Source organism: Micromonospora peucetia (assembly GCF_900091625.1).
Classification (GTDB): domain Bacteria; phylum Actinomycetota; class Actinomycetes; order Mycobacteriales; family Micromonosporaceae; genus Micromonospora; species Micromonospora peucetia.
Map to the genome: position 1 here is coordinate 6,442,322 of NZ_FMIC01000002.1, position 24,554 is coordinate 6,466,875.

A 24,554-nucleotide genomic window follows, 5' to 3' on the forward strand; every position below is an offset into this window, starting at 1 on the left:
TCATGCCAGACCCGCCAGGCGTGCGATCTCGGCGGCGGCCCAGGGCGCCATCTTGAATCCGCCCCCGTTGAAGCCGGTGGCCAGCAGCAGCGCGGGGGCGTCCGGGTGCGCCGCGACCCGGGCGCGGCCGTCCGGCGCCCAGCACTCCGCGGCGCGCAGCCCGCCGAGATGGCGGCTGCCGGGGAGCCATCCCCAGCGCCGGGTGCCCGCCGCAGCGGCCAGCCGGGACTGGGCCGCGTCCACCTGCTCCCGGCCGGGTGGCGAGGGCAGCCGGTGGTGCGTGGGGTGCCCGACGTAGACCCCGCCGGAGCCCGGATCGGGCCGGCCGTTGACGTCGAACTCATCGTCGGTGTAGGCGGGCTGGTCGGGCACCGGCGCCTCGGGTCGGTACAGCTCGACCTGTACGGCCTGGGCCCACAGGTCGTGTGCCAGGCCCCATGAGGTCAACAGGTGGGGGGTGGCGGCACCGGTGGCCAGGACCACCCGGTCGGCACGGACCGCTCCGGCGCCCGTACGCACCCCGGTGATCCGGCCGTCGCCCGAGCGCGCGAGGCTGTGCACGGCAACCCCTTCGAGGACCGTGCCGCCCCGGCGCCGGCCGGCGCGCAGGAAGCCGCAGGTCACCTCGACCGGGTCCAGCCAGCCAGACTCCGGCTCCCACACTGCCCCGTGGCCGGCCGGCCCGGCCAGCAGGTGGCCGAAGCGCTTGGTCACCTCCTCGGCCTCCAGCCAGGTCACGGGCGTCTGAGCACCGAGCCGGGCCGCCTCCGCGCGTGCGTCGGCCGCGCGGTCCGGGGCCGGCAGGTACAGGAACCCGCTGGTGTGGAAGGCGGCCGGTTCCCCGGTGTGTTCGACGAAACGACGGAAGTACCGCCAGCCGGCCGCCGCCCGGTCGGAGAGGACCGGGTCGTCGTGGTGGCAGCGGACGACGCCGCCGCTCCAGGCCGTCGTGCCCAGCCCGACACGGTCCCGCTCGACCATGGTCACGCGAGCGCCGCGGGCGGCCAGTTCGTGGAAGACGGCCGTACCGACCACTCCACCGCCGACCACGACCACGTCCGCCCGGTGGACAGGGTCAGTCATGCGCGGCACCTTCCAGTGTGAACGGTTCGTCGCTGTACATCGCTGCCTTCCGGTGCTCCAGCACGGAGCGAAGGATCTCGCCGGAGCGGACCGCGACCATCGACAGCAGCGAGGAGGTGATGCCGTGTGTGTGTTCGGTTCCGCCCTGAACGTAGATCCCGGCGTTCTCAAGGCCGTCCACAGTCAGCCGGTAGTCGCGACCGACGCGCAACCGTCCGGCGCCGTCCCGGGCGCAGTACGGAGCCAGGCCGCCGAGCAGCGACAGCGGGTCCTGCTCGTCGTAGCCGGTGGCGAAGACGGCCGCGTCGGCAACGACCTCCTCCTCCGTGCCGGTGGCTTGCGAGCGGACGCGGACGGTGACGCCGGTGCCCTCGTCCCGTATGTCGGTGACCTCGCTGACGCCCCGTATGCGCAGGCGGGTGCGGCCGCGCACCTTCTCCTGGTACGCCCGCCGGTACAGCTCCTCGATCAGATCGAGGTCCACGACCGAGTAGTTGGTGTTGCGGTGGTAAGTCATCAGCCGGTTCTTGGCGGCCTCGTCGGCGTCGTAGTAAACGTCAACGGCCTCGGGGTCGAAGATTCGGTTGGCGTACGGACTGTCGTCGGCAGGGCTGTAGCCGTAGCGGGCGAAGACCGCCTCTACCTCGGCCTGCGGGTAGGTGCGGTGCAGGTACTCGGTCGCCTCGGCGGCGCTCTGTCCGGCGCCGACCACCAAGAACCGGCGGACGTCCGCGGTCCGCCCGGCGAGCCGGGTCAGCAGCTCGCTGCTGTGCCAGATGTTCGCGCCGGCCTTCACCCCGTCGGGCATCCGGGGCCGCAGGCCACAGGCGATGACCACGTTGCGCGCACGGTGCACGGTGCTGCCGCCGGGGCCCGGGACGACCACCTCGAGCAGGTCGCCGGCCGCACGGACCTCGGTCACCTCGCTTGAGTAGGAGACCATGTGGTCGACCCCGACCGCCGCCCACCCGAGGTAGTCGTGGAACTCCTCGCGAGTGGGGTAGAGGATCTTGTGGTTGATGAAGTCCACCAGTCTGCCGCGTGCGTGCAGGTAGGGGACGAACCCGAAGTGGCTGGTCGGGTTGCGCAGGGTGGCCAGATCCTTGAGGAACGACACCTGCATGGTGGCGCCGTCGATCAACATCCCCCGGTGCCAGCCGAAGCCGGGCTGCCGCTCCAGGAAGAGTGCGGTGACCGCCTGGTCGTGCGGAGCGCTCTCATTGTGTTCCTCAAGGGCGATGGCAAGGCCCAGATTGGCCGGCCCAAAACCGATTCCCACAACGTCGTGAACCGGCGAGAAATTGTCGCGCGGATTCCCCATCAAGATATTTCCCTTCCCGTCGGGCCACTGGTTCGACATGCCATTGCCCGAGGCGAGGTCGAAGCTATCTCGAATCCCGTCCGAGTAGCGGACCGATAGCGGAGCGTGGCAGTGAGCTGTCATCCGCGACCCGTCACACCCTGCCGACTCACCCTATATGACCCATTATTCCCCTGTTCGTCGGTGACACCTTCCTGCAAGCTCGCCCGAGTCCCCTGGCTCAACGCCGAGGTCGCCGCCCACAGTTGACGGGACAGAAAAAGGCATGGAAACGCCACTGGTCCCCCGGTCGAGCGATCCTTTACGGGATATGGATGATGCATGATCACCAAATTTCGGATACATGAAGGTGCCGCTGTCGGCGAGTTCGGCATGGCGTGCCAGCGGATCATTCCCTGGCAGGCACAGGAGGGCCAGGAGGAACCGCCGTTCGGCGGCATGGCCTGCTTCTTGCCGGCCGGCGCCTCCTCGGACCCCGACTGCCACGACCAGGACGAGGTCATGGTGGTCCTCTCCGGTTCCGGAAGGCTCGATCTCGGCGGCGACAAGGCCGAGTTCACGACCGGAGACGTGGTCGTCCTGCCCCGCAACAAGGAGCACGTCGTGCACAATCCGGGACCCGAGACCCTGACCTGGCTCTCGGTCTACTGGCCGCTGCACGAGCCGAAGCGGACCGAGGGTACGGAGGTGAGCGCGTGAGCGGTCCAGTCTGGATCACCGCCACCCCACCCACTCCCAACGGCGAGCTGCACGTCGGTCACATCGCCGGACCCTACGTCGCCGGCGACGTACTGCGCCGCTTCCTCGCCGCCGACAAGGTCGAGGTCCACTACACCACCGGGCTGGACGACCACCAGAGCTATGTCGCGGTACGCGGCCTGAAGGACGGCGGGCGCACCGGCGGGGAGGTCGCCGACGGCTACGGCGTGTCCATCGTCCGGGTGTGGCAGCAGGCCGAGGTCGGTTTCGACAACGTGGTGCATCCGCGCAAGGAGGACGGCTACCTCGCCTACGTCCAGGACTTCCTGCACCGCCTCTACGACGCCGGGCACGTCGTCGCCCGTACCCGGCCGCTGCCGTACTGCACCCCGTGCCAGCGCTGGCTGTACGAGGCGTACCTGACGGGGAAGTGCCCGCACTGCGGCTCCTCGTCCAACGGCAACGCCTGTGAGCCGTGCGGCCGCCCCAATGACTGCGCCGATCTGGCCGAGCCGCAGTGCACTGTCTGCGGCACCCCGGCGGAAATCCGCGACGCCGCCCGGCTGTACTTCCCGCTGGCACCGCTCGCCGACCGGCTGAAGACGTTCTGGACAGCGGTCGACATGCCGCCGCACCTGCGGGTCCTGTGTGACCGGATGCTGGCCGACGGGCTGCCGGAGATCGCGGTGAGTCACCCCGGCGAGTGGGGCGTGCCAGTGACCGTGCCTGGCTTCGAAGACCAGCGGGCCTATGTGTGGTTCGAGATGGCGCCGGGCTATCTATGGGAACTGCCCGCGTCGGAGCGGGAGAAGGGCAACTGGCCCGCCCCCGTGCAGTTCTTCGGCTTCGACAACGGCTACTTCCACGCGGTGCTGTTCCCCGCCCTGTACGCCGCCCTGCACCCCGGGGCCGCCCTGGCGCGGGCCTTCGTGGTCAACGAGTTCTACCAGCTGGAGGGGCTGAAGTTCTCCACCAGCCGACAGCACGCCATCTGGGCCCACGAGGCGCTCGCCGAGGCCGGCTCCGACGTCCTACGCCATCATGTACTCGCTGACCGGCCCAACGGCCGCCAGACCAGCTTCACCCGCGCCGACCTGGCACGCACCCAGGAGCTGCTCACCGTCCAGTGGAACGGCTGGCTGGAGCGGCTGTTCGCGGCGGTCGCCCACGACAGCGACGGCCGGGCCCCCGAGGAGAGGCCCGAGGGACCCGCCTGGCAGCGGCTGCGGGCCCGGCTGGAGCGCACCGTGGCGGAGCTGCGCGAGGCCTATAGCGTCGAGGGCTTTGACCCGCGCCGTGCCGTCGCCCTCCTCAACGAGGTCGTCGCCGGCGTGAACGACTTCTGGTACGTCCACGAGCACGAGCGGGACCGCTCGCCCTCCGCCCACCGTGCCGCCCTGACCGCGCAACTGGCCGTCGCTGGCGCCCTGTCGGCGTGGGCCGCGCCCGTCATGCCGGCCGGCGCGGCACGGCTCGCCGCGCTGCTGGGCGAGGACGCGGACCGCGCGGTCGACGCCGCCGCGCTGACCCCGCCCCCGGCGGGCCAGCCGCTGACCTTGCCTGACCGTCCGGTCTTCGGTGACTGAGGTCATGACGCGACAGGATGACACCGAAGTGCGCGTCGCCGTCGTCGGCCCCTTCAGCGGCCCGCGAGCGGCCTGGGGCGAGCTGCTCACCCGGGCCGCCGCCGACCACAGCGATCCTGGCGTCGTCTGGGAGTTTCACGACGACCGGGGTGACGCCGACGCGGCCGAACGCGTCGCGCGTGCCCTTACGGCGGAACCCGAGCCCGTCGTGCGAGCCGTCATCGGGCACTTCAACAGCCTGGGCGCCGCACGGGCCCTGCCGCACTACCGGCAGGCCGGTCTCCCGGTGCTGCTGCCGCTGGCCACTGATCCTGACCTGCTGGCCGGCGGCGGCGGAGCGCTGCGCTGGTGCCCGCACGACCTGGGTCAGTCCGCTGCGATCCGCCGGGCCGCCGATGACCTCGGCATCGGCGCCCTGACCGTCGTCGACGACGGCAGCCCCTACGGGCGCCGGCTCGCCGAGCGGTTCGTCGCCCTGTCCTCGGACCCGGCCGCGACGGGCCAGGCCCTCGTTGTGTGCGGCACCCACCACGGCGCAGCCGACATCGCCCGGTGCCTGCGCGCGGACGGGCACGACGGACCGCTGTTCTTCACCGACGACTGCGCAATACCCGAATTTGCCGATCTGCTCGGCGACGTGGCGTATTCCGCCCGGGTCGTACGGTTGCGCGGCGGCCCCCACCTCCAGGTCGAGGCGGCCTTCGCGGCGCTCGTACGGGCCCTGCACTCCGACCCGGCCGCCACCGGTGACCGGCTCCTCGCGGCCGTCCGCGCGGTCGCCCGCTTCTCCTTCGACGCGGACGGCGATCCTGTCGACGCGGACGACGACGCCGGCTGGGAGGTCGTCCCGGTCACCCTGCTCTCGGCCCCGGCAGCACCACGCCCGACGGGCACCCCGGTCACCGGCTACGACGTCGTGGTCGTCGGCGCCGGTGTGGTGGGCACCGCCACTGCGGCGGGACTGGCCGCGGCGGGCCTCACCGTGGCGGTCGCCGAACTCGGTCCCGACGCCGGGTCGGCCACCCGCGCCTCCGGGGGGCTGGTCCGGGCGTACGAACCGGTGCCCGTCGTACGCGCCCTGGCCGTGCGCAGCCACCAGTTGCTTTGGGGCACCGCCTCGCCGCCTCGGTCGGCCGGCTTCCGCCGCACCGGCTCGGTGGTGCTGCTGGGCCCCGACGACGTCGCCGAGGCCGAACGCGGCATCAGCGAGTTGTCCGCGGCCGGGATCAAGGCGGACCTGCTCACGCCCCGCGAACTGACCGCACGCTGGCCTGACGTGACGGCGGACGGCGTCGCCGCCGCGGTGTGGGAACCGGGCGGCGGCTACGCCGATTCGGCCGGCACTGCCGCGCTGTATCTCGCCCGGGCCCTGCGGCACGGGGCCGTCCTGCTGCCCCCGGGACCGGTGCACGCGCTGGAGCCGCACCGGCGTGGGGTGCGTGTGTGCACCCCGGCGGGCGCGCTGATCGCCCGCTGTGCCGTGGTGACGGCGGGCACCGGAACCCCGGCGCTGCTCGGCGACCGGCTGCCGACCCGCTCTGGCGGCCCGGCCCCGCGCACCAAACGCATCCAATACGCCTTCTTCCGCGGACCCGGCCGACCACTGCCCGCATTCAGCGACCTGACCTGCGGCATCTGGGGCCGCCCACAGCTGGACGGGCCGTTCGCCGGAGGCCAGCTGACCGGCCGACCGGTCGAGGAGTGGGACGTGTCGGCTGACCACGGCGACGACCTCACCGACGAGCAGGTCGCCCACATTCGCGCCGGTGTCGTCCACCGCTGGCCCTGGGTGTCCCAGGTGCCTTACCTGGGTGGTCGGTTCGGGGCCGACCTGTACCATCCAGACGGGCCGTTCCTGGGCCTTCTTCCCGGTGAACCCCCGGTCGTGGTGGCCGCGTGCTGGTCTGGAGCCGGTTTCAAGACGGCGCCGGGTGCCGCCGAAGAGGCGGCGGCCGCCGTGCGGCGCCTGCTGCAGTGGCAGGGCGCCACGCCGTGACCGCTCCGCCCCAGCACACAGCGAAGGTGACGCCTTGAGCACTTCCCCGCGCCAGCCCCTCAGCGCCGAACTTCCGGTCACGGATCGGACGCGTCTGCGCCGCATGAAGGAGAAGGGCCGCACGGCCCGCGCGGACCTGGACGCCGTCCTCGCCGCCGGGTTCGTCTGCCACCTCGGCGTCGTCGTCGACGGTACCCCCGTGGTCGTACCCACCGTGTACGGCACCGCTGCGGACACCCTCTACTTCCACGGCTCCGTCGCCGCGCACAGCCTGACCTCGGCCCCGGGCCAGACCGTCTGCGTGACCGTCACCCACGTCGACGGGATCGTGCTGGCCCGCTCGCTCTTCGAGCACAGCATCAACTACCGCAGCGCCATGATCTACGGCGTCCCACGCCCGGTCACCGACCCGGAGGAGACCCTGGCCGGGCTGCGCCTGATCACCGAGCAGGCCCAGCCCGGTCAGTGGGGCTACGCCCGCCATCCCAGTCGCAAGGAACTGGCCGCGACGACGTTGCTGGCCCTGAGCCTGGAAGAGGCGTCGGTCAAGGTACGCGTCGGACCGCCGGACGATGGCGACAGCCCTGACGCCGCACTCGGCCTGTGGGCGGGCGTCATACCCCTGCGCCTCGTACGCGGCGCCCCGGTGCCCGACCCCGCGCTCGCACCGGACATCCCGCTGCCCCACCACCTCGACTGACGACCCCGCCGGGGTCCGAGACGTAGTACGACGCCACACAGAAAGGCGAGACGCCATGTGCGGTCTGAGCGGTTGGGTCTCCTACGGACGGGACCTGCGAAGGGATCGGGAGCAGGAGACGGTCGCCGCCATGACCGCGACCATGGCCTGCCGCGGCCCGGACGACTCCGGCGTGTGGACCCGGACGCACGTGGCACTCGGCCACCGCCGGCTCGCCGTCATCGACATCGAGGGCGGCCGTCAGCCGATGTCCTACGACACCGGCGGCGGCGAGGTAGCCCTTGCCTACACGGGCGAGATCTACAACTTCCCTGAGCTGCGCGACGAACTGCGCCACCGTGGCCACACCTTCCGCACCCGCAGCGACACCGAGGTCGTGCTGCACGCCTACCTGGAGTGGGGCGAGGCGCTGGCCGAGCGGCTGAACGGCATGTACGCCTTCGTCGTCTGGGACGGCCGCACCGAGCGGCTGCTGCTCGTCCGGGACCGTCTCGGCGTCAAGCCGCTGTACTACTACCCGACCCAGGACGGGGTGCTCTTCGGCTCCGAGCCCAAGGCCATCCTCGCGAACCCCTACGCGGAGAAGGCCGTCGACCTCGACGGGCTGCGGGAGGCGTTCTCCTGGATCCGTACCCCTGGGCACGCCGTGTGGCGCGGCATGCGGGAGGTCCGGCCGGGCACCCTGGTCACCGTCGACCGCGGCGGCGAACGCACCCACACCTACTGGAAGCTGGAGGCCACCGAGCACACCGACGACAGGGCCGCCTCTGTCGCCCGGGTGCGGGAGCTGCTCACCGACATCGTGCGCCGCCAGCTGGTCACCGACGTGCCGCGCTGCACCCTGCTCTCCGGCGGCCTCGACTCCAGCGCCATCACCGCATTGGCGCAGCGGGAGCTCGGCGACAGCGAGCGGATCCGCAGCTTCTCCGTCGACTTCGCCCGGCACGAGGAGAACTTCACCGCCGACCCGTTCCGGGCGGACGCCGACGCCCCGTTCGCCAAGGAGACCGCCGCACACTGCGGCACCGCGCACGAGAACCTCGTGTTCGACGCCCAGAGCATGGCCGATCCGGCTGTACGGCGCGCGGTGGTGGCCGCGAAGGACCTACCGACAGGGTTCGGCGACGCTGACAATTCCCTTTACCTGCTGTTCAAGGCCATCCGGGAACGTTCCACTGTCGCCCTGTCCGGAGAGTCCGCCGACGAGGTGTTCGCCGGCTACAAGTGGCTGCACCAGCCCGAAGCCCAGCAGGCCGGCTCGTTCCCCTGGGTCGACCACACGCATGTGACCAGCCCACACACCGGCACTGGGGTGTACGACAAGGGCCTGCTGGCCGCCCTCGACCTGCCCGGCTACATCCGCCAGCGGTACGCGGAGGCGGTCGCGGAAGCTCCCTGGCTGGCCGGCGAGGACGCGTTCGAGGCGCGGATGCGGCTGGTGTGCTACCTGCACCTGACCCGGTACCTGCGCATCCTGCTGGACCGCAAGGACCGGCTCAGCATGGCCGTGGGCCTGGAGGTCCGGGTGCCGTTCTGCGACCACCGGCTGGTCGAGTACGTCTTCAACACGCCGTGGTCGATGAAGACCTTTGATGGCCGCGAGAAGAGCCTGCTGCGGGCAGCCTCCGCCGATCTGCTGCCGCGTTCGGTGCTGGAGCGCCGCAAGGCCCCCTACCCGTCCACCCGCGACCCGTTCTACACGGCCGCGCTCCAGCAGCACGCCAAGGAGGTGCTCGCCGACCGAGGTCACGCCGTGCACACGCTCACCGACCAGGAGTGGGTGCAGCAGAGCGTGGCCCGGACCGCCGATGAGGTCGACGGCACGACCCGCACCGGCCTGGAGCGCTGGCTCGACTTGGCGACCTGGCTGGAGATCCACGCCCCCCGGCTGGTCCTGTCGGACTGAGAGCCCACGCAGTCGGCCCAACACACCGATCGTCCGTCGGGGCTGGCGAGATCCGAGACAGGGAGGCGAGCGATGAGTCAAGCATCGATCAAGTTCCGCATTCTAGGGCCGGTCGAGTACCACGACGGCGAGAATTGGGTCCCCATCAAGGCCGCCAAGCAGCGCACGCTCATGGCACTACTGCTCCTGAACGCGAACCATCTGGTTTCCGCACAGCAGTTGCACTCGGAGCTGTGGAACGACGGGCCGTCGAGCCACGTGGGCAGCTTGCTGGCCGGCTGCGTGTGGCGGCTACGCGCCGCCATCGGTGACTCCGCCGGGGAGACCCTTCTCACCCGGCCCGCCGGGTACCAACTGGCCGTGCCGTCCGGGGGCCTTGATCTTCACGAGTACGAGTCACTCGTCGCCTCCGGCCGCATGCAGCGCGCCTCGGGGAATCTGGTCGAGGCCATGAGGTCCTTCAGCGCCGCGCTCGAACTCTGGCGGGGCTCTCCCCTCGCTGACGTTGCCCTCACCTCATCGATCATGGCCGAGTCCGCGCGTCTGGAGGAGTCCCGGCTGGCGGTGCTGGAGGCGAACTTCGGCATGCGGATCGCCTTGGGACAACACGAGGACGTACTGCCCGAACTCAAACTCCTGGTCGCCCAGCATCCGTTGCGGGAACGGCTCCACGAACACCTGATGATGGCGCTGTACAGGACCGGGCAACAGGCCGAGGCACTAGGGGCGTACCGGGACCTCCACCACCTGCTCTCCGACGAACTGGGTATCGTTCCGAGCCGGCCACTGCGCGAGCTTCAGCAGCGCATCCTGGAAGAGGATCCGCGTCTCAACGACCACGGTGCCCTACCTGTCGCGACGGCATCCGGTCCCGGGGAGCCTGCCGTGTCCCCGGAGGCGGCACCGTGTCTACTCCCGCACCAACCCTCGCTGTTCGTCGGCCGGACGTCCGAACTGGCCGCGATCGTCGGGCTCCTGGCGGAGGGGCGCCCTGCGGTCGCGATCCACGGGCTGGCGGGATCGGGCAAGAGCGCCTTGGCAATCGCGGCTGCGCATGCCTCCGCCGGTGATTTCCCCGGCGGGCGGGTATATGTGGACATGCGGGGTACGACAGGCAGCTCCGCCCTGCGGCCCGACCAGGCGATGCAGCTTGTTCTGCGTTCGTTCGGAACGGAGCAGGGAAGCGGCGGCGCGGCGGTACCGCATGCGTGGACCGGTCCGGCCGGGGGCAGGGCTTTGATCGTGCTCGACAACGTCCGCGACTCCGACCAGATCCAGGAGTTCCTCTCCGTGCCCCCTGGCTGCTCGCTTATCGTCACGAGCCGATCGCCCATAGGGGGCATGGACGGCCTCAGGCATTTGCGGCTGGGACGGCTAACCGTGTCCGCCTCGATCGACCTGCTCCGGCAGAGCGTTGGCACACCGCGCATCGACACGGAACCCGCCTTCGCTTCCGAACTCGCCAGGTCCTGCGATTACTTGCCCTTCGCGCTCCGTCTTGCCGCCGACCGACTCGCGACACGGCCTGACTGGTCGGTCGCGGACTTCGCACGGTACGTGGCCGAGCCGCACCAGCGGCTCGACTTCCTGGCCGGCGGCAACGTCAGCCTGCGCGACTCACTCCTGGCGAGTCTCCCCCTCCTATCCGACGAGTCCGGCGGGACGGCAGTGACAGCGGTGATGGCACTGCGGAGACTGGGCTTCCTAGATCTGACCATCGTCACCGTCGAGGCGCTGGCAGTGCTCTTCGGTACAAGGGAGGGTGAGGCGCACAAGATCGCCGAACGGCTCGTCGATGTCGGGCTCATCGAATCGCTCGCGATCGACCGTTACCGCGTTCCGCAGAGTGTCCGGGCCCTGGCGCGAGAGATCACAGGATCGGACCACGAGGCCGCCGAGGCTGTACAGCGCGTTGTCGACCACTACGCCATTGCCGCGCGGGAACAGACGAGGCTGACTCCCGGCGCCTGGTACCGCCTAGAACGGGAAACGCTCAACGCCCTGGTCACGCGCGACAGGACCGGGGCCTTGGTCGAATCCCTCGGCAGGATGCGTTCCATGTTGGGCGCGAACGGATCCTGCTCGGCGCACTCGGAGTCTTAACTCTCTTCGACAGCAATGAACTGATGCGCGTCGGTCTGCGTACGCTGCTACTGCGCGGCGGGAGCGGACCGGGTCCGCACCCGTACTCCGCCTACCGGGCGGTCCATGTCCGCCGCGGCCATGACCAGGACGTCATCCATGTCGCGCATCATCCGCAGCACGGTCTCCTCCTCGTACACCTCGGTGTTGTACTCGATCTCGGCGAGGATCCCGTCGCTGCCGTCCCAGTAGCTGACGATCATGTCGCTCCGGGAGGCGCGGTTCGGGGCCTGGAGCATGGTCAGGCCGATGTCGCCGAGCGTCATGTCCTGGCCGATCGACCCGAGGCAATTGAGGATCAGCTTGACGTTGGTCAGGCGTGACCGGGTCGCCTCCGGGAGGGCCGCGTGCACGACCGGCAACGGCACGCCCTGGTGGGAAAGCAGGTTCCACGTCGCGTCCCGTGCCGCGGTGGCTACCTCGCCAATCGACGCCTGATCGTCGACCGCGGCGCGGACCAGGCAAACGTTGCTGAGGAATCCAACCAGCGCCTGCTCGCTGCGGGTGTTCCGGTTCATGCTGCTGACCCCGATGGTCAACTCGCGTTCCCCACCCCGCGCCAGAACGATCTGCCAGGCGGCCAGCATCACGGAGAACTGAGTGGCACCGAGTTCCTGGGCCAGTGCCGCACCTCCCAGGTCGGCCTGAGCGGTGAACCGGTACCGCACGGTCTTGCCGGGATCGCCGACCGCCGTGGGACGGCCGATCTCGCGGTCATAGGCCACCGTGGTGACGACGATCCCGTCGAGTGTCGTACGCCAATGGTCGAGGCTTCGTCGCCATCGGCCCTGTTCTTCCTCCGAGCGAAGCTTCTCGGCGTAACTGTGGAAACTGACGGCGTCGTTGGTGAAGACCGGCTTCTCGCCTCGGACCAAGCTCGCATACGCGGCGGAGAGGTCGTTCAGCAGAACCATCGTCCCCCAGCCGTCCACCACGATGTGATGGACGGTCAGGATCAGTTCTTCCTGCGCGCCGATCCTGACCAGGGCCAGTCGGGCCATGGGGCCCACTTCCAGGTGGAACTCCTGCGCGTGGAGTTCCGCAGCGACGCGCTGGAACTCCTGAGCAGCCTGGTCAACGTCAAGTACGACCGGCTCGATCAGCCGCGCGGTGACGTCCACGGCCGGTGGGATGACCAGGTCCAACTCGCCGTCGCGCGCGACGAACCGGGAGCGCAGGCTTTCGTGACGATTCACCACCGTCTGCCAGGCGGCGTCGAGGGCGTCGAAGTCGACATGTCCGGCACACTCCAGCCGCCAGGTGATGTGATGCACGGAACTGTCCCTGACGCTCTGCAACGTATGCCAACGGGCGGCCTGCTGAACCGTCGCCGGGATGACCAGAGGTCTGGTGGTCACACTCGTCTCCTCGGTCACTCAGTGAGTTGCACAGCTTGCCGGGGTCGGACATCGGACGCACGTCAGGCCGCCAACTCGTCGGTCAGCCGCTTGCGATCCACCTTCCCGACCGTGGTCAGCGGGATCGACTCGCGGTGGTGGTAGCTGCGCGGATGCATATAGCCGGGCAGGGCGGAGACAAGCTTGGTGAACTCGTTCGCCGCGACCTCCTTGCCGGTATACACGGCGCGCAGTTCGTTCTCGCCATCAGCGGCGGGGACGACGAGGGCCACGACCTCGTCGATCAAGAGGTGACAACGCAGCGCCGCCTCGATCTCACCAAGTTCGATTCGATTGCCGCGGATCTTGACCTGTCCGTCGACCCGTCCGAGGTGGACCAGTTCACCGCCATCGAGCCTGCACTGGTCGCCGGTGCGGTAGTAGTGCTCCGGCGTGAGCGCCTCCTGGCCGTCGTGGATGCGGCCACGACCGTGGTTCGAGTCGGAGTCCGATTCCATCAGGACGAACCGCCCGGCGTTCTCCCTGGGGTCCAGATAGCCGGGGAATCGCTGCGGGCCACGCACACACAGCTCACCGTCGTCGGCGGGCCGCAGGTCCTCGTCCAGCAGGAGCCAGTCCAGCTGCGGGTGCGGGAGGCCGATGGGGATGGACCGGTTGGTGGTCTCGGGCCAGTCGGCCCGCTCCCGCGGAACCTCGTACCCGGTGATGACGATCGTGGTCTCTGTCGGGCCGTAGCAGTTGTTCATGACCGCGTTCGGCGCCGCGGCGCACCAAGCCTCGGCCTGGTCGATGCCGAGCCTCTCCCCACCGAACAGGCCCCGCCGTAGCGTGGGCATGCTCCCGGGGGCCAGCGCGCGCAGGCGCTTGGCGAAGGAGATGACGGACGGCACCGACATCCAGTGGGTGAGCCGCTTGGTGTTGACGATCCGCACCGGGGTGAACACGTCACCGTGCTGCGCCACGCAGAGGGTCGAGCCGGACCCCCAGGTGCTGAACATCTCGGACACCGAGCCGTCGAAGGACATCTCGAAGTTCTGCGAAACCCGGCAGCCGGGGCCGAGTTCATAGCGCGGAATGACCTCCGTGAGGAACGCGTTCACGCTGGCGTACGTGGTGGGCACGCCCTTGGGCCTGCCGGTGGTTCCGCTGGTGAAGATGATGTACGCCGTGCCGGTCTCGGGCGGGTGGCCCTGGTCCGGGATATCGTCCGAAGGTTCGGGGGCGAGCAGGGGGCGCCACTTCTCACCCGTCATGTCGAGCAGCGGTACTCCTGCGCTGTGCCGGTACTCCGCCGCGCCGTCACCCGCGGTGTCGTCGAACACCGTGAGATCGAGTCCGCTCTCCCTGGTGATGTCGACGTTGCGCGACGCAGGTGCGGCAGGGTTCAGCGGCACCGCGGTCGCACCGAGCCGCTGCACTGCCAGATAGGCGACGTAGCTGACCGCAGTACGCGAGGTGAGCAGGCCCACTCTGCCGGCCCGTCCACTCGCCGCTTCAACGATGCGGGCCGACATCCATTCGGCAGCGGCCCGTAGTTCGGCGTAGGTGAGGGTGACGTCGAGCACCTCAAGAGCCGGGTCGTCCGGATTCGCCTCGGCGGAGGCCCGGAACCAATCGTAGAGGGTGCGGGTCGTCATGGTGCTTCCCTTTCAGAGGAGGCGATGATCGAGACGTCGAAGGAGCGGGATATTGCTCGCGGCCGGAGGTGCCGCCGTGCCCGTCACCACATGAACTGTCCGCCGTCCACGACGAGTTTCTGTCCCGTCATGTACGCGCTGCTCGGACTGACGAGGAATTCGAGGCCGTCCGCGATCTCTTCCGGATCGGCGATCCGCCGCTGCGGTATCTCGTCGAGCATTCCGCGCCGGGCGTCCGGATCGTTCAGGTTGAACCGTTCGACCAGTTCGTCGGTCTCGGTGTTGCCGGGGATCAGGCAGTTGACCCGGACGCGGGGTGCCAGTTCGAGAGCGAGGCACTTGGTCAGATGGAGCAGTCCCGCTTTGCTCGCACAGTAGTTGGCGCCGTCGCGGCGGGGGCGGATGCCCGTCGTGGCGCCGACGTTGACGATCGTCGCGTCGGTGCCTGCGGCCACCATCGCAGGGGCGAGCGCGCGGGTCAGATAGAAGACACCGGACAGGTTGGTGTCTATGACCCGCCGCCAGTCGTCGTGGCTCATCTTCAGGAACGGACGGTCGACGTTGATCCCGGCGTTGTTGACCAGAACCGTCGGCGGCCCGTACTCAGCCAGGACCGCCTCCGCCGCTTCGACCACCGAGGTTCCGTCAGACAGATCCACCCGCACCGGGTTGAGGCTGAGGCCCAACTCCCCCACCGCCTTGCGCGCACCATCCTCGTCGGACCGGTACAGCGCGTTCACCTGGAAACCCAGCTGCACCAGACGGCGGCTGAAAGCGAGGCCGATACCGCGGGTTCCGCCGCTGACGACTGCCACCGGAGGCCGAGTCGTCGCTGTCGCCCCTGCTTCCGCTGTCATCGCCCGTCCTGATTCGGGAACGCGTGAATGGCCTCGGTCGAATGGGGAATTTGCGCGGGCTCGAACACGTCGTGATGTCCGGCTGCGAGGCGGAGAAATCCAGGTTCGGCGCGAGTTCCCGCCAGCGCCTCACGGCGGTCTTCCGGCCGCCCCTGTCGTACGGGGAACACACGAGGAGCAGTGGCGTGCCCGGGCACAGCCGCGGCCGTCATGCCTGGGCCTCATCTTCGGCGACGTCAACATCTCGTGCGTGCTGGGCATCTTCGGCCAGGCTCGCCCATACGAGTTCGGCGAGCGTCGCGATGGTGGGCGACCGGAAGAACTCGGCTACCGGGACTGTCGCGCCGTACTCCTCTTGGATCTCGCCGAAGGCCGTGAAGATGTTCAGCGAGTGGGCTCCGTATTTGATCAATGATCGGTCACGGACGATGCCGTCGATTCCCAGGATCGACGACCAGATGGCGGCCAGTCCGCGCTCCAGGTCGGAGGCGTATTCGACCGTGGTCGTGGCCGCGTTCGTCTTCTTCTCGGCGATGAGCCGGTCCGCCAGGGCGGCCAGGGCGTCCCGGTCGGTCTTGCCGGTGCGCGACATCGGTATCCGGTCGATGTCGAAGGCCCAGGACGGCGACATGTACGACGGCAGTGCTGCGGAGATCCTGGCCTGGAGCTCCCCGTGATCGGGGGTGGCGCCGGGCTCCGCGACGAGGAAGAGGACCAGTTCGCGGTCGGCCCCGAGCCCTCTCGCCACTGCGACGGACTGCCTGACGCCCGCCACGGTGTTGGCGACCGCCTCGATTTCGCCGAGCTCCACCCGGTAACCGCGAATCTTCGTCTGGCTGTCCCGTCGGCCGAGGAAGATCAGCGTCCCGTCGGCGTCCCGCACCACCTGGTCACCTGTGCGGTACATGCGCGAGGTGTCGTCGCCGGAGAACCGGTCGGGCAGGAAGCTCACCACGGTCCGTTCTGCGTCGAGATAGCCGTCCGCGGCGCTGACGCCGCCGAGGTAGAGCTCGCCGGGTACGCCGACGGGCGCGAGATGGCCCGTCTCGTCGACCACGTACGCCGCCACACCGGGCAACGGGCGGCCGATCGGTGCGTGGGCGGGCCACCACGCGGCGTCGCCCCGCATCTCGTGCACCGTGGCGGCGTTGGTCTCGGTGGGACCGTAGAGGTTGACGAGCACACATTCTGGGTGGTCGACGAAGAACCGACGGATCTCGTCGTCGACGAGGAGCTGCTCACCGGAGACGCAGACGCGCCGCAGGCCGGGAAAGTGGGCCGAGGCACGCCGCACGGCCTGGACGAACGAGCGTAGGGCCGCCACCGGTATGAAGAGGTGACTGACCCGTGTCTCCTCGATGCGCCGGATCAGCGCCGGGAAGTCTCGCCGGTCGGCCGGCACGCGGGAGACGACGGTGCCGCCCGAGGCGAGTGTCGGAATGATCTCCTGGAAAGAAACGTCGAAGCCGAGGGGCGCGTACTGGAGGAAGCGCGTCGTCGCATCGTGCTCCATGGCGGAGATCTGCCACGCGGCCAGGTTCAGCAGGGGCCGGTGACCCATCACCACCCCCTTAGGCACGCCACTCGATCCCGAGGTGAACATCAGATACACCGCCGAGTCGGCGGAGCCGCCCGAGGCACGGGGCCCGTCGCCGGGGACGGAGAGTTCGGCCAGGCTGGTGGTGCGCGTACCGGGGAGGTTGAGGCCGTGGCCGACGATCAGGCGGCAACCCGCCTGGTCCACCATGTGAGCGAGGCGTTCCCACGGCAGGCCCGTGTCCAGCGGCAGATAGGTGGCACCGCAGCGAAGGATCGCGAGCATCGCGATCACGGCGTCGCACAGCCCGTCCAGGGACAGGCCGACGACCTGCCGCGGTATGACGCCCTGCCGGGCCAGCCCTTCGGCGGTGCGCTCGGTGGCGGCCAGGAGTTCGCCGTACGTCAGGTTCCGCAGGGGCTCCTCGACGGCGATCGCGTCGGGCGTACGGCGAGCGGCCTGTTCGATCCACTCCGCGAGACCGCAGGCCGGAGCCGGAGCCAGAGCCGGACGGCCGGCGTCCGCCAACCCGGCTGCTGCGCACGGAGGGTCGCCGTCGTTGATCCAGTCGGTGAACAGATCGGCCAACGGACGGCTGCCGTCCTTGAGCGTACGACGCAGTGCCGTGCGCAGCGACGCGAGTAGCGCGTCCGCGATAGCCTCCGATATCAGATGCCGGTCGTACTCGAGCTCCAGCAACCATCGGCTCTCCACCTTCGTGGCACCGAGCCACAGGTCGAACTTCGCCGTTCCGTTGCCCGGTTCCCGTACCCCGACGACGGCGCCAGTCGATTTCCCGTCGAAGGTGTCCTGCATCGCGAGCATGCAGGAGAACAAAGGGTTGCGGTTGCTGGTGCGGTCCTGCCCGACAGCCGCCACGAGCTGGTTGAGCGTGACGGCGACCCTGGCGCGGCAGTAGTCGACGGCGTCCCGGACGGTCTCGGCGATGTGCTCGTCCACCGTGCGCGACCAGTCCACGTCGACCGTGACGGGCAGGGTGTTGACGAAAAATCCGCAGAGGTCGTACGAGCGGACTGTCCGCCTGGCCGACAGGGGACTGCCGATCAGGACCGTGGACACACCGCCGTGCCGGGCGAGTACGGCCCCGTAGACGGCGCTCAGCAGCACGAAGGGCGTGACGCTCAGTCGTTTGCAGGCCTCCTGGAGGTCCGACGCTTCTCGCTCACTGAGTAGCCACGAAAGGCGTGCACCGGAGAAGCCCGTCTCCTCTGGCCGCCCTGGCCGGGGGTTCAACACAAGAGGTGGGACGCCCTGCAACTGCTCGGCCCATTCCTTGACGTGCTGGGCCGTCTCCGGCGAGCCGGAGGCCCGGTTCTGCGCCTCAAGTTCCCCACGGAAGGCCGATTCGCGTGCCTCGCGCAGCGCTTCGAGGTCCTCTGTGGTGAGCTTCGAGGTCAGCGCGGATTCCAGGTCACGGATGATCGGCCCCATCGAGACGCCGTCCCCGACAATGTGATGGCCGCACAGCAGAATGGCGACCGCGGAGCCGTCAGTGGCGCGTATGTATCCGAATCGATAGGCCGGCCCTGCCGCGAGGTCGAACGGCCGTTGCCCGAGTCGCCTCGCCAATGCCTCGACAGCTGCCGCGTACTCGTCCGGCGGTACGTCCACACGCTCGAACGGCACATGTCCCGGCTCCGGCGGAGGGGTGAGCCTGGAATGCATCCTCGGCAGGTGGCCGAAGACCTGGCGCAGAGCCGGCTGAACCGTGACCAGTACCGCGAGGGCATGGTCGATGGCCTTGTCCGACAGCCGCGGATCCAGGTCGAACTGCATGATCTGGTTGTAGATCTCGGGGGTCGGCACCCTGCTGTCGACGACGAGCAGCCCCTTCTGGGAATCGGTAATAGGCAGAAGGGCGGGGTCCGCCGTGCTAGATGCCACGGTGTTCTTCAGCATGCGACACCGGCCTCATCTGCATCGTTCGCGACTAGGCGGGTAAGCCAGACCTTAAGGTCTGCGACCGTCCGTACGCCGACCAACCCCGCAGCGTCGATCTCCGCGTCCGCGCTGGCTGCGTCAACAGCAAGGCGCAGGAGCGACAGCGAGTCCAGACCGGCCTCCTGGATCGATGTGGAGTCGCCGAAATCTTCCGTGGCATATTGCGCGATCATCGAATCAAGGTCTGGCGGTGTGGTTAGCACGTTGTCTCCACCTAATGCCGATGGCTCGTACGCCGAGCGTGGGTCCGCTCGTGCAACAGGCAACGGTGGGCGTGGCCCGCGAAGAAGCTCCACCGGGCGCTTACGACGCCTGCACGGCGATTCTTCCGAAACGAGTTGTTCTCTCGATGTGCTGTCGATGCGCCTACCCTGTGACGCGTGTCGACCTCACGTTCTGTCGACATGCCGAAGAGCGGATGGGCAAGTTAAGTCCCCGCTTCCGGGGGTGAACCTATTCGGACGGTCAGGAGCCCGTGACGTAGCTGAGTGTTCGGAAACCCGTCACGGCGCAAACGGGTCCCAGTGGGTGGCATAGCGGAGCAGGGACAGCGCCAGGTCGGGGTGGGCGGCTGCCCAACGCGTGTCGAAGAGGAACAGTTGCTCGTGGCCGAAGAAGTCGTCTATGTAGCGGGCGGCCTGGGCGAGGTGCTCATCCACCGCGACGCGAGCCTCCGGTGGTGGCTCCGGCAGCTTCCATTGCAGGATCTGCTCGTGGCTGGGTGCGGTCCACCTTCCGAAAGTCGACAAGTCGTGTGGTTCGAGGCAGAGGTAGCGGTCCATGGCGGGGCCGATGTTGTCGTCGCCGGGTCCGACGAGGGAGCGCAGCAGATCGGCGTCGAAGCGTTCCCGGGACACGGGATCGGCGATACCGCGTAGGTGGTCGGCGAGTCCGGGCAGGTTGACGCCGGGGAAGACGATCGCTTCCCGCTGGTCCAGGTTCGTGCCGTCGTGGTCGGTGTGCTGCCAGGTGATGCGGACCGCGTAGACGGAATCCGGATCGGGTCCGGGTGGGCCGACGACGCGGAGCGCCACGTCAGGGCTGAAGGTCGCGCCGGGCGCGGCGGTGCCGGACGGCAGCGGCCAAGTGTCGCTTACGAGGTACGCGAGCCGGTCGGGATGGGCGGTGATCGCCTCGTCCTCAAGGAAGTAGTAGGCCAGGTCCACCGCGTCGTCGTTGGTACGCACGCGCAGCCCTCGCTCGTCGAGGCGTATCGGGTCGTCAGATTCGACCCAGAGGTGCTCGTCCAGGAGTTCGCGCAGCTCATCGAGGGTCTGTGGGCAGGGCAGGCGGTGTTCCTCGATCGCCTCGAAGATCGAGTCGAAACCGTAGGCGCCGCCGCCGATCTCGGCGTTGAGAAGAGCTTCCAGGTCCTCATGGTGCCAGGCGCGCTGGAACCAGCCGAGCACCGTCGTTTCTGGCACGTGGAAAACCAGCTTGCTGAACGGAGAATCCACCCGCGACCGCTCCACGAAATACACGTGAGGAGCTTAGATGTGCGAGTGGTCACCGCATACGCCCTGATACACACCCGTTGGAGGGAAACCGGGTGCGTTCGGCGGACGTGACTCGGCCGATCGCAGCGCATGGAGTGCAGTGCCCATGAAGCCGGAATCACGCAACGGACGGCCCTCCGATCGAATGCGGATCGGGTCTGTCAAACGAACGGCTCTGTCTCACATTCGGCTCTGTCTCACATTCGGTGGTGACCGAAGGTAGTCGATGTCGTTGAGATCATGGGTACAAGATCGATGATCTTACGAAGATGGTGTTCTCGGGGCTGCTGCCGCTGGTGATCGACGACGTGACGGACGAGGGTGAACGGATCCTGGTGCGGGCTCGGACTCCCGAGGGGCCGGTGGCTTGTCCGGGCTGCGCGGCCGTGACGAGACGAGTGCACGGATATCACCAGCGGACCCTCGCGGATGTGCCGGTGGATGCTCGGCCGGTGGTGGTCCGGGTGCGGATACTGGTGTGCCCGACGCGGGGCTGCCGTCGCACGTTCCGGGAACAGTTGCCGGGGGTCCTGAGCCGCTACCAGCGCCGCACACCCCGGCTGATCTCTCATGTCGGTGCGGTCGTGCGGCAGTTGGCCGGCCGTGCCGGTGCCCGGGTACTGTCGGCCCTTGCGGTGGTCGTGTCCCGGCATACGGCCCTGCGGGCGCTGCTGCGGCTGCCGTTGCCCGAGCGGCGGGTGCCCCGGGTGCTTGGGGTGGACGACTTTGCGTTACGGCGACGTCAGCGATACACCACCGTTCTCATCGACGCGGTCACCCGTGAGCCATCGATGTGCTGCCCGACCGCAAGGCCAACACGTTGGAAACGTGGCTGCGTGAGCATCCGGGTGTCGAGGTGGTGTGCCGGGACTCCTCCGGCGCCTACGCCGAAGCGGTCCGCCGCGCCCTACCCGAAACGTTGCAGGTCGCGAACCGCTGGCACCTGTGGCACAACCCCGGCAGCGATGGCAGCAAGTCCACGACCTGCTCGACAAAGGCGTCGGCCTGCTCGAATGCGCCCGCCGGCTCAACCTCGGCCTCAACACCATCAAACGCTACGCCCGGATCAGCGAACCGCAACGCCTGGTCCGCGCACCGCAGTACCGGCCCACCCTCGTCGGCCCCTACCGTGAGCACCTGCGCCGACGCCGGGAACAAGACCCCGCCGTCGGCGCCACCCAACTCCTCGCCGAGATCAAAGAACTGGGCTACACCGGCAGCCTCAACCTGCTCTACCGTTACATCACCAAGGCCGCGTCGAAGCCGACCGCCCAGCACTATCACCCCGACGCCTGACCCGCTACCTCCTGACCGCACCCGACCAGCTCAAAGAACATCAGCGGACACTCGTCAACGCTCTCACCGGCGCCTGCCCACAGATGACCGCGCTGGCCGGCTTCATCAGCGCCTTCGCCGCGCTCCTCACCCCCGCAGACGGCAACGACGACCGTCTCACCGCGTGGATCACCGAGGTCAAGGCCACGGACCTGCCCCACCTGCACACCCTCACCCGCGGCCTCGGCCTCACCACGACGCCGTCAACGCCGCCCTGACTTCCCCCTCCACAACGGCGGCACCGAAGGCGTCAACACCAGACCAAACTGACCAAGCGACAGATGTACGGACGCGCAGGCTTCGCTCTCCTGCGACACCGCATCCTGCTCGGCTAACCAGCACCCTCCGTCACCACCGAATGTGAGACAGCCCCGTTCGTTTGACAGTCCCGACGCCCCTGGAGGCTGCTCGGCAGTGACCTGGCCTGGCCTGCGCTGTCACGCTTGTTGCCACGTCTAGGAGCTGACCGCCGTTGACCCTCGACTCCCGCCTCATCGGGCACGGAGCGGGCACGCCGCGCTCCCCTGTCTTGCAGAAATCAGGCTGCTGTCGGCTGACGTCGGCGACGCCTTCCCTGCTTCGACACCCGCCATATACGGTACAGGCCATGACTCTACTGATCGATGAGTCACAATTGGTTGCCGTAGCAAGCTTGAAGCGCTGGGGAGAAGGCACATGAGTTGGCCGAGCTTCTTGACGGACCCACCATTCATAACGTTTATCGCTGCATTTTCTGCCGTTTACTGGACAGTCTTCTTCTTTGTTTTCAAGCGCTATAATAAATCGGCACGAGTCAGGGATTTGCAGAGGCAGTTCTTCCGCGCCGTGGAAAACGCCCTTCGCAATGCCGCGCCCGATCAGCAGCTAGCGCAGCTTAAGCGGCATCATGAGTCATATTCGGCCATCATGCATTCTCTGGACGAGAATCCTCGGAGCCTCGCCGGCGACCTGTGGTACATCGTTGAGAGTATGGATGCCAACGGCTTGGAGGTGTTTCAAAAGCGTTACCGAGTTAAAATGGGTGACGATCAGCGCAATACGCTCGCCAAGCTGGTGGCGAGCTTAGACGCTGAAGACCCATTTGCGCATGTGCCGTCCCCTTGGAGTGTGCGGATCAAGAATGTCGCGATCGCGCTCAAAAATCTGGACGCCAATGGCGGAACTGCCGCCCTAACCGAACTCGCGGATGAACTGAGGCAGCGAGAAGAAATTCTCAGAAAAGCGCAAGAACGACGCGAGCGCAAGAACTTGCGACTCCAATGGGCTGGCATCATTCTCGGCGTGGTTTCTTTTATAGTCGGCACCATACTGACCATCGCGTTCACGTGAAGCTGATCCGTGCCACCCCGTCCGCCGTCGCCCCACACACCATGGAGCGGGCCTGACACAGGGCACTAAGGTGGAGCGCCCTACCGGACGTACGACCTTGGCGCCCTTGGCCAGGTCTGCTCGACTCTGCAAGGGTCGACGATGGGCGGGATGGCACACCTTCCCCGAAGCCTGTGCGCTCCCGCCGGGGCATCCCTGGGCTATGCCGTCGCCGCAGGAGATGGCCGGCGTGCCGGCCGATGCCGGCGCTTGCACCGCACAAGCGCGGCGCGGCCGGCCGATGCCGGCGCTTGTACGGTGCCATGAGTCCATAGAGGCCAATCCGGCAACAGGGCCGCTAGGCCATTTGCTGACGAAGGGACGCCGCCTGATTGAGGCGGAGGTCAGGTGCTCCACCACGGCAGGAACGGGCGTGGTCGCCTCATCCAAGAGATGCTCGATTGCATTGACTTCTGCCGATTGGTCGATATCGATCAGCCGCCATCTCCGTCAGGATCGAGTCATCGGCGTAGGCGGTGTCGAGGGCACGCAAGGCTGCAATGGCGACGTCTGCGGTGGGCCGTAGGGCTGTGCCAGCCGGCCACCGTTCATCGTTCTCTGGTACGCATCCGGCGAGGAGCGCAGCAGCCGCAACGCCCTGCACACAGAGCGTGTAATCCTCTACCCGCCTATCGCCCGACACCAGCTGGTCGATGGCCAGCGAGCGCCGCGAGATCGTCCCCGCCGGGCGGCCAGCAGATTTCATCACCGTCGCCCTCCCGGTCCAGCACCAGGCAGGCGGCACCGACAGACTCGGCGAGCCCGATGAAGGCACCGCGGATGCTCGCCGACCGCTCGAACAATCGGCTCATACTGCTGCTGGCTGCGGTGAAGTCCAGCCGCGAATAGCCGGGACGCAACCCGCAGCTCCGCCAGAAAGACAAATAGACCGAACCGACCCAGATTCGACCCTGCGCATCCGGGTGCTCCTGCCTCCCCTCGCGTCGTTCCACCTCGGCCCACGCCCGGATCGCCTCGTCGCCGACTGGGAAGAACAGGCATGTGTCCAGCGACCAGTGGTCCGCGTCATCCGCCGGCTCGCCGCGGAACGGCAGCGTGATCCGCTCACCGCCGGGCACGACGACATCCACCGACCCGATCCCTTCCCGGGCGATCGAGGCAACCGCCCGCAGGGTCTGGCCGACCGCGTGCGTCGGCAGGTAGAGGTCGTATCCGTAATCGACGCCCATCAGTCCGCCCGCCGAACCCAGTCCTCGCTGCACAGCACCCGGGGATCCGCTGCCCACAGGAGCCTAGGCGTGGGCGAGCCACCGGTCGCCTTCGACGCGACGGTAGGGGGCGGTCATCTGCTTGAGTTGTTCTTCGTGTTCGTGGGTACGCACGGGGGTGGTCTCCTTCGTTGGCCTGCTCAGATTGCCTCAGAGCGCTTGGCGATACCGGGTGGCGCGGGGCGGCTAGATCGGGGCGGCGCATCGACTGCGGCGGGTTCCCGGGGTGCTTCGGTGGCCACAAGAGATGATCAGGGCTTCGACCCGCAGTACCGAGCCGAGATCAAAGCACTCTGGGGCCAGCCAGGCGACTCTCGTATCACAGCCGCGACAGGACGTCGG

Annotated in this window: 16 protein-coding genes and 1 pseudogene; 8 read left to right on the plus strand and 9 right to left on the minus strand. The window is 68.4% G+C overall.

Annotated features, from left to right (window positions below):
• Both GA0070608_RS28120 and GA0070608_RS28125 read right to left on the minus strand, forming a co-directional pair.
• The gene (locus GA0070608_RS28120) at positions 1–1,083 is read right to left on the minus strand and encodes an NAD(P)/FAD-dependent oxidoreductase (RefSeq protein WP_091631955.1); all 1,083 of its coding nucleotides are present in this window, start codon (positions 1,081–1,083) and stop codon (positions 1–3) included.
• Positions 1,076–2,362 (minus strand): lysine N(6)-hydroxylase/L-ornithine N(5)-oxygenase family protein, encoded by a 1,287-nt coding sequence (locus GA0070608_RS28125; protein WP_245715978.1) that lies wholly within the window; start codon positions 2,360–2,362, stop codon positions 1,076–1,078. Before GA0070608_RS28125 ends, GA0070608_RS28120 begins: the two co-directional genes overlap by 8 nt.
• 363 nt (positions 2,363–2,725) lie before the next feature.
• Between GA0070608_RS28125 and GA0070608_RS28130 the strand changes: the two genes are divergently transcribed.
• The 6 genes from GA0070608_RS28130 to GA0070608_RS28155 all read left to right on the plus strand — a co-directional run bounded on the left by GA0070608_RS28130 (position 2,726) and on the right by GA0070608_RS28155 (position 11,394).
• Positions 2,726–3,103 (plus strand): cupin domain-containing protein, encoded by a 378-nt coding sequence (locus GA0070608_RS28130; protein ID WP_091631964.1) that lies wholly within the window; start codon positions 2,726–2,728, stop codon positions 3,101–3,103.
• A complete protein-coding gene (locus GA0070608_RS28135; protein WP_091631968.1) occupies positions 3,100–4,689 on the plus strand; it encodes a class I tRNA ligase family protein in 1,590 nt (529 codons plus the stop codon). Before GA0070608_RS28130 ends, GA0070608_RS28135 begins: the two co-directional genes overlap by 4 nt.
• Positions 4,690–4,693: 4 nt before the next feature.
• A complete protein-coding gene (locus GA0070608_RS28140; RefSeq protein WP_091631972.1) occupies positions 4,694–6,685 on the plus strand; it encodes an FAD-dependent oxidoreductase in 1,992 nt (663 codons plus the stop codon).
• Between the two features lie 103 nt (positions 6,686–6,788).
• The gene (locus tag GA0070608_RS28145) at positions 6,789–7,385 is read left to right on the plus strand and encodes a pyridoxamine 5'-phosphate oxidase family protein (RefSeq protein WP_091631976.1); all 597 of its coding nucleotides are present in this window, start codon (positions 6,789–6,791) and stop codon (positions 7,383–7,385) included.
• 55 nt (positions 7,386–7,440) lie between these two features.
• Positions 7,441–9,291, plus strand: a complete 1,851-nt coding sequence (gene asnB / locus GA0070608_RS28150) for an asparagine synthase (glutamine-hydrolyzing) (protein WP_091631979.1) — start codon at positions 7,441–7,443, stop codon at positions 9,289–9,291.
• 72 nt (positions 9,292–9,363) lie between these two features.
• Positions 9,364–11,394, plus strand: a complete 2,031-nt coding sequence (locus GA0070608_RS28155; protein ID WP_091631983.1) for an AfsR/SARP family transcriptional regulator — start codon at positions 9,364–9,366, stop codon at positions 11,392–11,394.
• Positions 11,395–11,441: 47 nt separating this feature from the next.
• On the opposite strand, the gene GA0070608_RS28160 is transcribed toward GA0070608_RS28155, so the two are convergent.
• From GA0070608_RS28160 to GA0070608_RS28185, 6 genes are all read right to left on the minus strand, one after another.
• Complete coding sequence (locus GA0070608_RS28160; protein WP_091631987.1) at positions 11,442–12,809, minus strand: condensation domain-containing protein; 1,368 nt, start codon at positions 12,807–12,809, stop codon at positions 11,442–11,444.
• 44 nt (positions 12,810–12,853) lie between these two features.
• Entirely contained in the window at positions 12,854–14,428 is a 1,575-nt protein-coding gene (locus tag GA0070608_RS28165; protein WP_091631991.1) for an AMP-binding protein, read from the minus strand.
• Between the two features lie 83 nt (positions 14,429–14,511).
• On the minus strand, positions 14,512–15,243 hold the full coding sequence (locus GA0070608_RS28170) for an SDR family NAD(P)-dependent oxidoreductase (protein WP_245715980.1): 732 nt from the start codon (positions 15,241–15,243) through the stop codon (positions 14,512–14,514).
• Positions 15,244–15,493: 250 nt separating this feature from the next.
• The gene (locus GA0070608_RS28175; RefSeq protein ID WP_091631998.1) at positions 15,494–18,742 is read right to left on the minus strand and encodes a non-ribosomal peptide synthetase; all 3,249 of its coding nucleotides are present in this window, start codon (positions 18,740–18,742) and stop codon (positions 15,494–15,496) included.
• Positions 18,736–18,957, minus strand: a complete 222-nt coding sequence (locus GA0070608_RS28180) for a phosphopantetheine-binding protein (RefSeq protein WP_091632001.1) — start codon at positions 18,955–18,957, stop codon at positions 18,736–18,738. The genes GA0070608_RS28175 and GA0070608_RS28180 overlap by 7 nt, the downstream gene beginning before the upstream one ends.
• Positions 18,958–19,287: 330 nt before the next feature.
• Positions 19,288–20,208, minus strand: a complete 921-nt coding sequence (locus tag GA0070608_RS28185) for a hypothetical protein (protein ID WP_245715981.1) — start codon at positions 20,206–20,208, stop codon at positions 19,288–19,290.
• A gap of 341 nt (positions 20,209–20,549) precedes the next feature.
• Between GA0070608_RS28185 and GA0070608_RS28190 the strand changes: the two are divergent.
• Both GA0070608_RS28190 and GA0070608_RS32315 read left to right on the plus strand, forming a co-directional pair.
• Positions 20,550–21,950 (plus strand): annotated as a pseudogene (locus GA0070608_RS28190) (ISL3 family transposase).
• 340 nt (positions 21,951–22,290) lie between these two features.
• Entirely contained in the window at positions 22,291–22,944 is a 654-nt protein-coding gene (locus tag GA0070608_RS32315; RefSeq protein ID WP_141719572.1) for a hypothetical protein, read from the plus strand.
• Positions 22,945–23,612: 668 nt separating this feature from the next.
• On the opposite strand, the gene GA0070608_RS28195 is transcribed toward GA0070608_RS32315, so the two are convergent.
• On the minus strand, positions 23,613–24,173 hold the full coding sequence (locus GA0070608_RS28195) for a hypothetical protein (RefSeq protein ID WP_091632008.1): 561 nt from the start codon (positions 24,171–24,173) through the stop codon (positions 23,613–23,615).
• Positions 24,174–24,554: the final 381 nt, after the last annotated feature.

What these genes read in the sequence shown, in the direction of transcription:
- GA0070608_RS28120 (WP_091631955.1), bottom strand. Translation starts at nt 1,083, where the DNA reads ATGACTGACCCTGTCCACCGGGCGGACGTGGTCGTGGTCGGCGGTGGA.
- GA0070608_RS28130 (WP_091631964.1), top strand. Translation starts at nt 2,726, where the DNA reads ATGATCACCAAATTTCGGATACATGAAGGTGCCGCTGTCGGCGAGTTC.
- GA0070608_RS28140 (WP_091631972.1), top strand. Translation starts at nt 4,694, where the DNA reads ATGACGCGACAGGATGACACCGAAGTGCGCGTCGCCGTCGTCGGCCCC.
- GA0070608_RS28145 (WP_091631976.1), top strand. Translation starts at nt 6,789, where the DNA reads ATGAAGGAGAAGGGCCGCACGGCCCGCGCGGACCTGGACGCCGTCCTC.
- asnB (WP_091631979.1), top strand. Translation starts at nt 7,441, where the DNA reads ATGTGCGGTCTGAGCGGTTGGGTCTCCTACGGACGGGACCTGCGAAGG.
- GA0070608_RS28155 (WP_091631983.1), top strand. Translation starts at nt 9,364, where the DNA reads ATGAGTCAAGCATCGATCAAGTTCCGCATTCTAGGGCCGGTCGAGTAC.
- GA0070608_RS28165 (WP_091631991.1), bottom strand. Translation starts at nt 14,428, where the DNA reads ATGACGACCCGCACCCTCTACGATTGGTTCCGGGCCTCCGCCGAGGCG.
- GA0070608_RS28175 (WP_091631998.1), bottom strand. Translation starts at nt 18,742, where the DNA reads ATGCTGAAGAACACCGTGGCATCTAGCACGGCGGACCCCGCCCTTCTG.
- GA0070608_RS28180 (WP_091632001.1), bottom strand. Translation starts at nt 18,957, where the DNA reads ATGATCGCGCAATATGCCACGGAAGATTTCGGCGACTCCACATCGATC.
- GA0070608_RS32315 (WP_141719572.1), top strand. Translation starts at nt 22,291, where the DNA reads ATGAGTTGGCCGAGCTTCTTGACGGACCCACCATTCATAACGTTTATC.
- GA0070608_RS28195 (WP_091632008.1), bottom strand. Translation starts at nt 24,173, where the DNA reads ATGGGCGTCGATTACGGATACGACCTCTACCTGCCGACGCACGCGGTC.